Annotated in this window: 10 protein-coding genes and 1 pseudogene; 8 read left to right on the top strand and 3 right to left on the bottom strand. The window is 31.8% G+C overall.

The features are described 5' to 3' along the window. Positions 1 to 245 precede the first annotated feature (245 nt). From HT714_RS00765 to HT714_RS00755, 3 genes are all read left to right on the top strand, one after another. The gene (locus HT714_RS00765) at positions 246 to 1007 is read left to right on the top strand and encodes a MurR/RpiR family transcriptional regulator (RefSeq protein ID WP_173226229.1); all 762 of its coding nucleotides are present in this window, start codon (positions 246 to 248) and stop codon (positions 1005 to 1007) included. A 164-nt stretch (positions 1008 to 1171) separates the two neighbouring features. Then, positions 1172 to 1348 carry a hypothetical protein gene (locus tag HT714_RS00760; protein WP_000050754.1) on the top strand — a complete coding sequence of 59 codons (177 nt, stop codon included), beginning with the start codon at positions 1172 to 1174 and terminating at the stop codon, positions 1346 to 1348. Continuing rightward, a complete protein-coding gene (locus tag HT714_RS00755; RefSeq protein WP_173226231.1) occupies positions 1348 to 1959 on the top strand; it encodes a Fic family protein in 612 nt (203 codons plus the stop codon). The genes HT714_RS00760 and HT714_RS00755 overlap by 1 nt, the downstream gene beginning before the upstream one ends. Before the next feature lie 433 nt (positions 1960 to 2392). On the opposite strand, the gene HT714_RS00750 is transcribed toward HT714_RS00755, so the two are convergent. After that, the gene (locus HT714_RS00750; protein ID WP_173226233.1) at positions 2393 to 3931 is read right to left on the bottom strand and encodes a helix-turn-helix domain-containing protein; all 1539 of its coding nucleotides are present in this window, start codon (positions 3929 to 3931) and stop codon (positions 2393 to 2395) included. Beyond that, positions 3912 to 5582, bottom strand: a complete 1671-nt coding sequence (locus HT714_RS00745; RefSeq protein ID WP_173251342.1) for a histidine kinase — start codon at positions 5580 to 5582, stop codon at positions 3912 to 3914. The genes HT714_RS00750 and HT714_RS00745 overlap by 20 nt, the downstream gene beginning before the upstream one ends. 202 nt (positions 5583 to 5784) lie before the next feature. On the opposite strand from HT714_RS00745, the gene HT714_RS00740 reads away from it, so the two are divergent. The 5 genes from HT714_RS00740 to HT714_RS00720 all read left to right on the top strand — a co-directional run bounded on the left by HT714_RS00740 (position 5785) and on the right by HT714_RS00720 (position 12250). Continuing rightward, positions 5785 to 6702 carry an ABC transporter permease subunit gene (locus tag HT714_RS00740; protein ID WP_000861540.1) on the top strand — a complete coding sequence of 306 codons (918 nt, stop codon included), beginning with the start codon at positions 5785 to 5787 and terminating at the stop codon, positions 6700 to 6702. A 17-nt stretch (positions 6703 to 6719) separates the two neighbouring features. After that, positions 6720 to 7616, top strand: a complete 897-nt coding sequence (locus HT714_RS00735) for a carbohydrate ABC transporter permease (protein WP_000870790.1) — start codon at positions 6720 to 6722, stop codon at positions 7614 to 7616. A gap of 9 nt (positions 7617 to 7625) precedes the next feature. Beyond that, positions 7626 to 9191: an extracellular solute-binding protein gene (locus tag HT714_RS00730; protein WP_173251340.1), complete on the top strand. Its 1566-nt coding sequence runs from the start codon at positions 7626 to 7628 to the stop codon at positions 9189 to 9191. Positions 9192 to 9395: 204 nt separating this feature from the next. Next, positions 9396 to 10040: a YesL family protein gene (locus tag HT714_RS00725; RefSeq protein ID WP_173251338.1), complete on the top strand. Its 645-nt coding sequence runs from the start codon at positions 9396 to 9398 to the stop codon at positions 10038 to 10040. Continuing rightward, positions 10037 to 12250 carry a TIM-barrel domain-containing protein gene (locus HT714_RS00720; RefSeq protein WP_173251336.1) on the top strand — a complete coding sequence of 738 codons (2214 nt, stop codon included), beginning with the start codon at positions 10037 to 10039 and terminating at the stop codon, positions 12248 to 12250. Before HT714_RS00725 ends, HT714_RS00720 begins: the two co-directional genes overlap by 4 nt. A gap of 222 nt (positions 12251 to 12472) precedes the next feature. Here the strand turns inward: HT714_RS00720 and HT714_RS00715 are convergent. Then, a pseudogene (locus tag HT714_RS00715) lies at positions 12473 to 12950 on the bottom strand (glutathione peroxidase). Between the last annotated feature and the right edge of the window lie 209 nt (positions 12951 to 13159).

Raw genomic sequence — 13159 nt, 5'->3', positions numbered from 1 at the left:
AAATTTTTTTAAACTTGATATTGTGCGTTTTTTGATTTTGTTTCTTCTACTAACTTATTTATTGAAGCCTAATTCAATCAAATATGAGTTCGGATGTATATAATCTATGAAGAAGATGTTTTATCTTTAATTCTATGTTTGTTTATGATAGAATTAAATTGTTTTATAGGATTTTCAAATGGATATGCACTTTTAATAACAACACCGATTTTGAAAATAATGATGTAAATAAAAAGGATGAAAAAATGAATTTTGAACAGCATGTTGAAGTTAACTATGATAGTTTAACAATGAGTGAAAAAGAGATGTTGCAGTTCATTGTTCAACATAAAGAATTAATTGTATCAAAAACGATAGTAGAAGTAGGAGAACTTTTATTAACTTCAAAAAGCACTGTTTTGAGATTAGCGAAGAAGATTGGTTTTAGAGGTTTTACAGATATGAGATATTCGATTCAAGATTCAATCTCTAAAACAAAATCAGTGGATAAAATAGACTTGTTATCTCAATTACAAATGGATATACAGAAAACATTTCGATTTGCTACAGAATTAGATTTTTTGCCCATTTTAAAAAAAATTTATGAAGCTTCCCAAGTAATATTGTATGCCACTGGTTTCACTCAAAACAATTTTACGAAAGAGTTGTCAAATGAATTATTCTTAAGTCATCGTCCAAATTATCTTGTTTCAGGGGAAACGAATTTTTCCATGCTAGCTGATAATTTGAATAAAGATGATTTAGTGATAATTACATCATTGAGTGGAAATACTAAAGGAATACAAACAACTATAAATAAATTAAATGCAAAGGGAGTTACTATTATTGGTGTAACGGAGTTTAGCGATAATTTTCTAAAGAATAATTCAACGTATCAATTGTTTTATGAAATTAGTAGAATAGACGAAAATCCAGACCTTGATAGTCGCTCTATGTCTTGCTTATATATTGTATTAATGATTTTGGCAAGAAAATATAGAGAATTTGTAAATAAGTTAGTTGATTAAAGATGATTATTCCTGATGTTTTTTATAGCTTAAAATAAAATTATGATTAACCTAAAAAATTTTAAAACGTTTTTAAAATGACTAAAATGATTACAGTACATTAGTTAAAAATGAAAAAGAAATTACATAGAAACATGGTATAATGTAACTATAGGAGGTAGTATATGTCCTTAGATATAGATAAAGAAAAGATGACAATCATGGGAGTAGCTTTTGAAAACCGCTCCGTTTTTAAGAGTGTTTGGTATGCTTTAAGTACAAATATGATTGAAGGATGGCGACCTACGGTTAGTGATGTTGAAAAATTACGAGATGAAGCTCTTGCTCTGGGGATGGCTTAATGAAGCGTAAATGTTATGATTCTTATGACTATATTGATCCGAATAATTTATATACCTATCCAGATTCTTCAGTTCTAAGAAATAAGCAGGAAGAACGAGATGAGCAAAAAGCACGCGATCTTGAATATCGTATGGTTGCTAGTAAGAGTTTGAAATTATTTATCAATCCTATCCCAGTTTATAGTGTAGAAGATATATTGAAAATTCATCAATTTTTGTTTGAAGATATGTATCATTGGGCAGGTGAATTTAGAAAAGTCAATATTTCAAAAAGTGGTAATGCTTTTATGCCGATTCAGTCTTTCGATACAGCACTTACTTACCTTAATAATTTGATAGATAGATTTCATGACAATGCCAATAGTAGAAAAGAAGTCGTTCACTTATTGGTCGAAATTTTAGATAATCTCAATTATTTTCATCCATTCCGTGAAGGAAACGGTAGAACGCAGAGGGAGGTTATTCGTTCTTTAGCTTTGATGAAAGGTTTTGAATGTGAAATATCAATTGGTGATGATGATGAGATTTATCATTTATATATGGATGGTACAGTTTATGGAGACAAAACTAAATTAACGAAGTTATTTGAAAAAATTCTTTTCAAGTTATGAGTTTATACATTCGACTACCCTGGATAAGAATGCTCTATTGTACTAGAATATTTTATGTAATCTGCACCTTAAAAGTTAGATTTTTTCTATTTAACTTTTAGGGTGCAGTTCATTTTGCTATGGCATAATAGTAAATCTTGTGAGGTTTTGTAGCAAGTATTCAAATAAAAAGCGCATACTATCAGGCGTAAAAGCTTGATAGTATACGTTTCATCCTAGCAATATTTACTGGATGTTTTTCTCAAACTGACTTTTTAAGAAGTTACCTTATCAGCAATTTTAAAGAAATTTTTGGAGATATGTTAGACTGAAAGATATTGTCCTGATGATAATCTAAAAAATTATCATTTAACTTATCTTTGGAAAAACTGTAGAATGTCAAAAATTACTACAGACCTTGAATTTTACTTATCATTTCAATGATTTAGATTGCTTACATTTTGTTTTGATAAGTTTTACGGTAATCTCCAGGAGAAAGTCCAGTCCTTTGTTTAAAAATTTTAGTAAAGTAAGAATAATTATCATACCCTACTTGACAAGATACTTGTGATATCGATATATTTGTTTGAGATAGGAGAGATTTAGCAGCATTAATGCGTTTATCCGTTATATATTTAACAAGAGTTTCTCCAGTTTCTTTTTTAAAAATTCTAGCTAAATGATCTGCGCTGAGATAAACCATATCTGCTAATATAGAACGATTTATATCTTCATAGTAGTGATGATCTATGTATTCGACGATGCGTTGAATACTATTTTTTTGATTTTCAATGTTTGTTGCAAATTTCTTAGCATGTGACCAGTAATAATCAAAGTAATCCTGAAAAGATTCAATTGAATGAAAGCGTCGTTGGAATAGGAAATCATGAGTGCTGTTTTGGAATAATTTATGAGCTGAAATTCCATTTTGATCTAGATATATTCCTATTTGTTGAGTCCAATCTAGTAAAATTTGTTGTAGTGTGAAAGTAGGAATTTGAGAATTGTAAGCAAGTGAATCAATTTTTTCTCTTAATTCATATTCGCTTAAGCTATCTAAAAAAGTAATTGAAAGAGTTTCTGTTTTGAAAGAAGTTGGGAAACTATGTGGAACACATGTAATAGTATTCCAATAAGAAACATACTGTTCATTATAAGTGTAGAGTTCTTTGGTATGAAATAAAATATCGGATATTTTATGGCAACTCTTATATATAATGTTTGAGTATTTACTAAAGTTATTAGAAATTTGAGAATGAATCTCATATGCCAATTTGTCACTACGTTTGGATGAGTCTACTCTAAAGAGACAAACATATTGATCAACCTGGCTTTCCATTTTGAATAGACTTATCAGCTTATAAGAAGGTTGTGAAATTCTTTGAAGTTCTCTTTTTAGTTGAGAAGTCCATGATGGAGTTTCTGCAGAATAATCTTCTTCATTAAGATTTATTGTTAAAACTGCAAGGAAAAAATACTGGTGTTTTTGAAGAATAAAATCTTGTTTGCTTGCTATATTTTCTAGCTCATCAATGCGAGAAATTTGAGGTTTTCTAAGGTAATCATACCAGAAGTTATCTTCTATTTGTAAAAGTGCATCATTTTTTCCGTTTAAGTTATGATTCTCAATTTTACTAATGGCTTTTTGAATAATAAATTCTAATTTTTCAAAGTTAATGGGTTTTAGATAGTATTCGAAGCTTTGTAATTCAATTGCTTTTTGAGCATAGTTGAAGTCGGCGTAATTGGTTAAAAAAATTGTTTTTATATCATATTTTTCATTTCTAATCCACGATAAGAGTTCGAGGCCGCTGCCTTGAGGCATTTCTATATCGCTTATCATGAGATCAATAGGATTCTCTCTAATAATATTTTGAGCTTGAGTGAGGCTATAGGCAACATAAACAGTGTCAATGTGTAGTTTAGCCCAATTTATTTTCTCTCGTAAAGCTTCAATGATAAAGCGATCGTCATCAACTAATAAAATGTTCATTATAACCTCCGTCTATAATCTTGTATGGAATAAGTAAAAGAATTTTAGCCCCACCTTCTTCATTATTTTCAAATGTAATAGTATAGTCGTTGGGATAGAGAAGATTTAAACGTTCGATGGTGTTTGTTATCCCGATATGATGTCCATCTTCTGTTATTAGAGACTGTTTCTGATTTAGTTTTGATAAAATTTCTTCAGAGAAACCTGGACCATTATCCTCGATACAAATCTGAATATAATCTGAGTTCTCAGTTTTTACTTTTTTTATCGATAGCAAAATTGTAAATAAATCCTGAAATGAAAAACCGTGTTTGATTGTGTTTTCAATAAATGTTTGTAACAGTAATGATGGGACAAGAGTATTTTGTAGGTCATCATTGTAGTTTAGTGAAAAGTAGATGCTATTTCCATATCGAATTCGTTGTATTTCTAAATAATCTTTAATATGCTGAACTTCATCTTTGAGTTCTGAAAAATCTTGATTAGCCATAAATAAATGACGGAGATAATTTGAAGTTAGGATAGTTAACTCTTCAATTTCCTTATAGTTTTTTGTTTGAAGCATACTATGAATCATTGATAACATATTTAAGTAGAAATGCGGACGAATTTGGTTCTTAAGATAATTAAGTTCTATCTTCTTAAGTTCTAGTTGTGAATGGTATTCTCGTATTTTTAATTCTTGCATGTCAAATATTACTTTATTAAGTTTATCATTTGCCTTATCAATTTCTAGTATACCTTCAGATATAAAAAATTCAGAAGGGGGGATGGAGTCTCCGAGTTGAGAGAGTCGTTCAGTGAGTCTTGTTATAGGTTTAATCATCCACTGACGAATATACAGGATAATGATGATTGATAAAATGGTGATAATAATAGGAACAGCTGATAAAAATACTTCTAAGAGTGTAATGTTTCTAAAGGCTTCAGCATAATCGACTAAAACATAAATATCGAAAGGTAAATGTGTTTTTTCATTTTGTGCATGAATCAGGTAGTTTTCGGAGGGGATATTATTAGGCTCTTTTAGGGAAAGTTTACCATTATTTCCAATATTGAGTTTTCTTAGAGGTTTTAGGATATCTTCTGAAGATATGACGGCATAAATGATTTTTCCTTCGTAATGAACAGATTTAACTAAGTATTCGCTGTTTTTAGTAGTTACATTTTTCCATTTACGGTCACTTATATCACTACGCAATGATTTTAGATTTGATTTTAACAGTAGATAATCTTCATATGGAATATAAAGATTGGAGACATTTATAAAATAATCAGTACTATCGGTTTCTAATAAGAATGTCATATGAGTTTCATTTTGATATTCAAACTCTGTAAAGCTAGTTTGAACTTTTTTAAGATTTTCTTGATACTCAAGAAACGTTTGTATATGATTTAATTTCTCTAAAGATTCATTATGCGTTATTGTTGAGTACATAAAGCGTTCTACAGAATGCAATTTCTCATTAACAGAATCAGCATAAATTTCAATTGAACTACGTAGGTGTACTATATTTTGGTTTTTAATAAAATTTCTGGTTATGTTACTCATAGCAATATTGATTAAAATATTTATCAATAGTAGTACAAGTAGGAGTTTAAAGAAAAAATGAATGGAATGTTTTTTTGATAAGTCGTGATTTAATTTCATATACTATTCTCCTCTTAAAATTATAGCACTTTGAAAATATGATATCATGTAACAAAACAGATATGTTTTATCAAGATGTCGGAAAAGTAATAGTTCTCAGAAATGATAAACTGAAAAATTGATAAATCTAGTCCAAAAAGTTCTATTAAGGGAATTCTATATGGTGTAAAATAATCGTAGAAAATCAGATGGGAGGAAAAACATGAAAGTAGCATCTCAACTTCATAAAATAAAATTAAAGCATAGTATTCCGTTATATATATTACTTTTTCCTTCAATATTGCTATTAATTTTATTTTCCTATATTCCCATGTTGGGACTAATTATTGCATTTAAAGACTATTCACCAGCCAATGGTATCTTTGCTAGTCAGTGGGTAGGATTTAAGTACTTTACTCAATTTTTCTCATCATTCCAATTCGGGACAACTATGTTCAATACATTAAAAATTTCACTTTATAGTATTGTAGTAGGATTCCCCTTACCTATTATACTAGCTATCATTAGTAATCAGTTAAGAGTTGGGAAATTTAGAAAAATATTTCAAGTGACAACCTACTTACCCCATTTTATCTCTACAATGGTTATGTGTGGGATGATTATCTTATTTTTATCTCCTACTAGTGGTTTGTTAGCGAATGTATTTAAGTCTGTTGGAATCACTATTCCAGATTTTTTATCAAAACCTAGTCATTTTGCAGGTGTTTATGTTTGGAGTGATGTATGGCAACATATTGGTTGGGATAGTATTATTTATCTAGCAGCGCTTTCTGCAATTGATCCTACATATTATGAGGCTGCAACTATGGATGGTGCCTCTAGGTTACAAAAAATTCGGCATATAGAATTACCATTACTTTTGCCGACTGCTATGATTTTATTAATATTAAGAGCAGGTAGTTTATTAAGTGTAGGGTTTGAGAAGGTGTTACTACTACAGAATCCTCTTAATTTAGCAGGAAGTGAGATAATTTCGACCTATGTTTATAAAGTTGGTATGGTGAACTTTCAGTATAGTTATTCGACAGCTATAGGGTTATTTAACACCGTAGTCAATCTAATAATTTTGTTATCTGTTAACTGGTTCTCGAAAAGATATACTAGAACGGGTCTTTTTTAAAGGAAGGAGTGCTCAAGGTGAAATGGTTTCATAAATCAAGAAAAACAAACTCTGAATTATTATTTGATATAGTTACCTATGGTTTAGCAATTTTCCTTATCTTGTTAATTGTTTATCCGTTATGGTTTGTAGTGATTGCATCTTTTAGTAATCCTTCAGATGTTGCAAATGGAAAGGTATGGTTTATTCCTAGAGAATGGAAATTAGATGGATATTTACGTCTTATTCAACAACCTTTATTCTTACGTAGCTATCTAAATACCATTTTATATACTGTTGTTGGTACCTTAGTTGCTTTAGTAGTCAATATTCCAGCTGGTTATGCTTTATCTAGAAAAGAATTAGTTGGTAGAAAGTGGATGAGTATTCTATACATAATCCCTATGTTTGTATCAGGTGGCTTGATTCCTACCTACTTAACAGTAAAGAATGTAGGCTTGATTGATACATTTTGGGTAATGGTAATCCCTTTTGCAGTTTCATCATACAATATTATTGTTGCTAGAACTTTCTTTAATAATAGTATTCCAGACGGGATGTGGGAGGCTGCGCAAATTGATGGATGTGGTACAATTCGTTATTTTATTAAGATAGTCGTTCCTTTATCAAAAGCTATTATAGCAGTTATTGGACTTTGGACTGCAGTTGGTATTTGGAATTCGTGGTTTAATGCTTTAATTTATTTAACGAATGAAAATTTACAACCATTGCAATTAATTTTACGACGTTTACTAATTAGTAATCAAATGTTACAATCGCAAGCAACAGGAGAAGTTGCATCAGATCTTCGTATCAAAGCTGATATGATGAAATATGCAGCAATTGTTATTTCAACTGCTCCGATTATGTTGTTGTATCCCTTTGTTCAAAAATATTTTAATCAAGGCGTAATGATTGGCGCCTTGAAAGAATAGGAGAAAATCATGAAAAATAAATCATTTACATATTTGTTCTTAGGAACAGTTACACTTGCTGGCTTAACAGCCTGTGCAAATTCCAATAATGCGAATAAGGACGATAAGTCTGGAGAAGATTCTTATAAAATCACAACTGTTCGTTGGTCTGACTGGGGAGAAGATTATCATAAAGGTTTTCTAACAGATTCTGCCAAGGAAGCAGGTATCGATGTTAAATGGGATACACTTGTAGCCGCAGATTGGGCAGATAAGAAGTCTGTTTTGGTTGCTAGCGGAGATTTACCAGATGCATTTTTGGGTTCAAATGCATTTACAGATTCAGAAATTGCTCAGAACCAATCTCTATTTATCCCATTGGAAGATTTAATCAAGGAAAACATGCCTAATTTAACTAAGGCTATGGAGAAAGAACCTAAGATTAAAGCTATGATTACTTCACCAGATGGTCATATCTACAGCCTACCTAAAAAATTACCGATGCGCCCTACTGTAGCAAATCAGCTATTTATTAATAAAAAGTGGCTAGATAATCTAGGATTAAAAGTTCCAGAAACTTATGATGATTTAGTAAAAGTACTACAAGAATTTAAGGATAAAGATGCGAACGGAAATGGAGACGCTTCTGATGAAATTCCATTCGGAGCAGGAAACTTTGATCCAACATTTTCATATATTCTTCCGTTCAATAATCGTTTAGGTGCAGATAATACATATGAAATGTCTGTAAAAGATGGAAAACCAGTCTACCTTCGTACAGAGGAAAGTTATAAACAAGGGATTGCAGCAATGCATGAAGCTTATAAAAAAGGTTTGATTGATCCGGAAATCTTTACAGAAGATACCTCTATGAGTGTTGCGAAACGTATGGATAAGGGAGTATCTAGAGTAGGTGTTTCTAGTGGTTGGACAGCAGATGCAACGTTTGGATTACATTCAAGTGAGTATATTGCTCTACCTGCTTTAAAAGGTATGGATGGAAAACAATATGTCTTTTCTGATCCAGATCATTACAACTACGGTCGCAATGAAATTTTGATTACAAATAAGAGCAAAAACCCTGCTAAATTATTGAAATGGTTGGATAAATTATATACAGATGAAGCAAGTATTCAGAATTTCTATGGATCATTTGGAATAGCTACTGAAAAGAATGGTGATAAGTTTAAAGTGTTACCTCCTAAAGATGGTAAATCAGCTGATGAATGGGCATGGATTAATTCACTTCGAGATTTTGGTCCTAAATACGTAAGCGATGATATCAATAGTCGCGTAGAAATCGATCAAACACAAGGTGATGGATTGAAATTGAAGATGGACCAAGATTTGAAACAATTTGCGTTGCCAGCTTACCCTAATGTGATTTATTCACAAGAAGAACTCAACAAATTATCATCAATCTATGTGAGTATTGAATCTTATGTCAAACAACAAGCATCTAAATGGGTAGTTGAAGGCGGCATAGAAAAAGAATGGGACTCATACAAAGAAACTCTTAAGAATATGGGATTGGACGAATTTATGAAGATTCAACAGGAAGCATATAATCGTTACCAAAAAGAAGTAAAAGAGTAATACTTTATATGAACTCTTGGTTGTATAAACAAGGGACTAGCTAATTACAGGAAGCGAGACTGATAACATCAAATTATCTCGCTTCCTTTATTCTAATTTTTAAAGAAATTTGGAAATGTTTTTTAAATAATTTAGGTAATATTTTTGTGCAACTGACATTCTAAAATATAGAGTTAAGACGATTGATTTTATGGAGAATATATTATGCAAAAATTATTTTCATTAGATGGAAAAGTGGTTAGAATTTTAACTTTTTTGACAGATTTAATTATTTTAAATACTCTATTTATTGTTAGTTGTATTCCAATAGTTACAATTGGGGCATCATTAACTTCTCTTACGACAATGTGGTATCGTATTTTAAAAGGTAAAGATACCGATATTGCTTATCATTATTTTCGGATCTTTAGACAAAATTTTAAACAATCAACTTTTATTTGGTTGTTTATCCTCCTAATAGAATTACTTTTATATGTGAACTATTGTCTTTGGGGCTATTCAAGTTTATTTTCAGAGTATAGTTTATTGTTAGTGTTGCCCTTTTTATTTGTTATAATACTTTTGATGAGTGTTATTTTTCCCTATATTGGTCTATTTAAAGATAATCTAAAAAATAGTATTGTAAATAGCGTATTAATTTGTCTTTTAAATCCAATACAAGCTATCATGTTGGTTTTATTTAATATTTCTGTACTGTATATGAGTTTTAGTAGTCCAGAACGAGTTTTAACAGCTATTTACGTATTTACATTTGGGGGCTTTGCTTTTTGCGGATTGATGAATGTAACGATAACAAATAAAATGTTTGATAAGGTAAAGAAATTTACTAAAAGGAGGAAACCAAATTGAAAATTTTTAAGGGAGAGTTTTATCGAATCTCTGTATTAACAGACAAGTTAGTAAGGTTAGAATACTCTCAAACTGGAAGTTTTGAGGATAGAACGACACAACTTATCTATAATAGAGATTTTGGCCAAGTTTCGTTAGATTATATCGAGACATCAAACGTACTAGATATTATGACGGACTATTTTCATTTGCACTTTAATAAAGGAGAATTTAACGCCGAAAATTTATTTATAGAATTAAAAGGAAATTTTGCCGTATATGGTAGTCGCTGGTATTTTGGTGAATCTATTGAAACGTTAAAAGGAACAGCTCGGACTTTGGATAAGGCAGATGGAGCAATTTCGTTAGAAGATGGAATTATTAGCCGAAATGGTATAGCCTTATTGGATGATTCTCAAGGATTTATTTGGGATGAACAGTCTGGTTATATTGAGAGAGAAAATCAAATTGACCTGTATTTCTTTGCCTATGGGCATGATTATAGAGGAGCAATCAGAGACTTTTACCATTTGACTGGTTCAACACCCTTGTTGCCAAGATATGCTTTAGGCAATTGGTGGAGTAGGTATTGGCCTTATACGTCAGATGAATACTTGGATTTAATAGATAGATTTGAAACAGAGAAAATTCCATTATCTATCGGTGTGTTAGATATGGATTGGCATATAACTGAAATTCCAGCCCGTTTTGGAAGTGGCTGGACAGGATATAGTTGGAATAAAAACTTAATACCTAATCCAGAACAGTTATTGCAACAACTTCATGATAGAAAGTTAAAACTCTCTTTAAATGTCCATCCTGCTGATGGTATACGGGCTTATGAAGAAGCTTATCCTCGAGTTGCCAAACGATTAGGGTTAAATGTAGAATTAGAAGAACCTGCCATTTTTGATTTTTTTAATCCCTCTTTTAGGGAATCCTACTTTAAATATGTTCATTATGAGCTAGAAAAGCAGGGAGTAGATTTTTGGTGGATTGACTGGCAACAAGGGACACAAGGCATGTTGGATCCACTATGGCTTTTAAACCATTATCACTATCAGGATAGTTGTAAAAATGCAGAAGGTGGCTTGATTTTATCAAGATATGCAGGTCCGGGTAGTCACCGATACCCTGTTGGTTTTTCAGGAGATACCATTATTAGTTGGAATTCGTTAAGATTTCAACCTTATTTTACAGCGACAGCATCTAACATCGGTTATAGTTGGTGGAGTCATGATATCGGTGGACACATGCTGGGGGATTATGACGAGGAGCTACAAACTAGATGGCTACAGTTTGGCGTTTTTAGTCCGATTACTCGATTACATAGTTCTAGAAGTCCTTTTAATAGTAAAGAACCTTGGTTTTTTTCAGAAACAACATCTAAGATTATGAAGAAATACCTTCGTTTGAGACATCAGATGATTCCATATCTATATACCATGAATGTAAAGACACATGAAGAAGGTGCCCCATTAATCAGCCCAATGTATTATTTCTACCCAGAGAATGATGAGAGCTATAATGTTCCAAACCAATACTTTTTTGGAACAGAACTGATGGTGGCTCCCATTGTAGAAAAGATGGATTTGGCATTCCAATCTGCAAAAGTGGATGTATGGTTCCCTGAAGGTGAATGGTATGACTTCTTTTCAGAGAAAAAATATACAGGTGGTGTGAAGTTAAGTGTTTATAGAGACATTTCGACTATACCTGTGTTTGCAAAAAGTGGTGCAATCATTCCTTTGGTTGGTTCCGAGATAGATATGGGTGTTGATTTACCTGAAATTGTAGATTGGTATGTATTCCCAGGCAAACAACATTCTTTTGAAATGATTGAAGATCAAAATGGTCAAAGATATAAAACAAGATTATCAATCGATTGGGAAATGGGAATGCTAGAGTTAGCATTACAAGGAGATTCTAGTATCGTTCCAAGCAATAGAAAACATAGAATTCATTTTAAAGGAACGAATGTGTCTATAATTGAATTGCCAAATAAGAATGATACAGCTAGATTTGAATGTAAAGATAATAAAATACCATCTCTGAATGATGAAGTTTTTAGACTACTAAAGACAGCTTCTCTTCCATATGAATTAAAAGATAGATTGTTAAATCAATTCATCAATGCGAAAAATTCTCATGAGTTAATGAATATCTTGCATCATCAGGATAAGGAATTGAGAGGGCGTTTGTTGGAAATGATATTTACTAGCGAAAACTAATTGAGATAATTAGAAAGTCATTTGTTTAGTGTATATGAAGCTTCGGTATGGTATTTGTTATCATTGGTCACATTGAAAATGTGAAATAAGCACCTACAACATAGACTTTACAACACTTCATGTTTCATATCATGGGGTGTTTTTCTATTTAAGTCAAAGCCCATCAAAAAATCCCACTATTCATTAGGCTAAAGGAAACCTAATCATAGTGAGATTGTGAAATTATAGTAGGGTTCGTATGGCCTCTTCAATTTGTTTGGGGTCTGTTTTGGAAGAGAAGCGTTCAACGACCTGTTCCATCACGACCAATGAGAAACTTAGCGAAATTCCATTCAATTCGTTTTCCCAGTGGGCCAGATTTCTGGTCTTTTAACCAGACATAGAGAGGATCTGCCTCCTTACCGTTGACCTTGATTTTGGCAAAACGTGGGAAGGTGGTCTGATAATGTAGGCTACAGAAGGTGTTGATTTCCTCTGCGCTACCTGGTGCTTGTCCCATAAACTGATTGCAAGGGAAGTCTAAAATCTCAAAACCTTGTTCTTGATAGTGATCATAGAGTTCTTGAAGTTCTTGGTACTGGGGCGTTAAACCACATCCAGTAGCAGTGTTGACAACCAAGAGAATCTTACCACGATAGCTTTCCAAGGGAGTTGATTGGTTGTTTTGGCCTAAAACGGAAAAATCATAAAGTGAAGTCATGAGGGCCTCTTTTCTTTTTCTACATTGTAACAGTTTTTACTTTTTTCGTCGAGTCGGATGGAAGATGTTGTTGAAAAATAGGTCCTTGATACAATAGAAACCGTTTACGAACAGCTTAAAAAAATGGTGTGGTTTAATTAAGCCGGGTTACTTAGTTGCTATAAATCTCTAATTTGAGATTTAGTTCCTATTGATTTATTGGAGTGTAT

The organism is Streptococcus sp. 3705 (assembly GCF_013277145.1).
In the GTDB taxonomy this organism is placed as follows: Bacteria; Bacillota; Bacilli; order Lactobacillales; family Streptococcaceae; genus Streptococcus.
This window is presented reverse-complemented; position numbering and strand designations above follow the sequence as displayed.